We start from the raw sequence: 259 nt of genomic DNA, 5'->3' as shown, positions 1-259 counted from the left end.
ACCAGTTGGCCTTCCTGGGTTTCAAGCGGAGCCAGGTTCACTTCAACGGCAACCTCGGACCCATCTTTCCGCAGCGCGAACAGATCGATTCCTCCGCCCATCGGCCGAACGGTGGGATTCGTGAAATAACTGGCGCGGCGTTCCGGATGGCTTTCCCGGAAGCGCTCGGGTATCAACCTCTCTAATGTCTCTCCCAGCAGTTCGGAACGCCGGTAGCCGAAGAGCCTCTCGGCTTGCGAATTCACCAGGACGATATTGC

The 259-nt window shown here is 58.7% G+C and carries 1 protein-coding gene; it reads right to left on the bottom strand.

Annotated features, from left to right (window positions below; genetic code table 11):
* A partial coding sequence (locus Ga0451573_RS19340; protein WP_231685823.1) for a PAS domain S-box protein occupies positions 1 to 259 on the bottom strand: 259 nt, incomplete at both ends.

The organism is Phosphitispora fastidiosa, from assembly GCF_019008365.1.
Classification (GTDB): Bacteria; Bacillota; Thermincolia; order Thermincolales; family UBA2595; genus Phosphitispora; species Phosphitispora fastidiosa.
The sequence above is the reverse complement of the archived record's forward strand: the minus strand, read 5'-3'. Positions and strand labels throughout refer to the sequence as shown.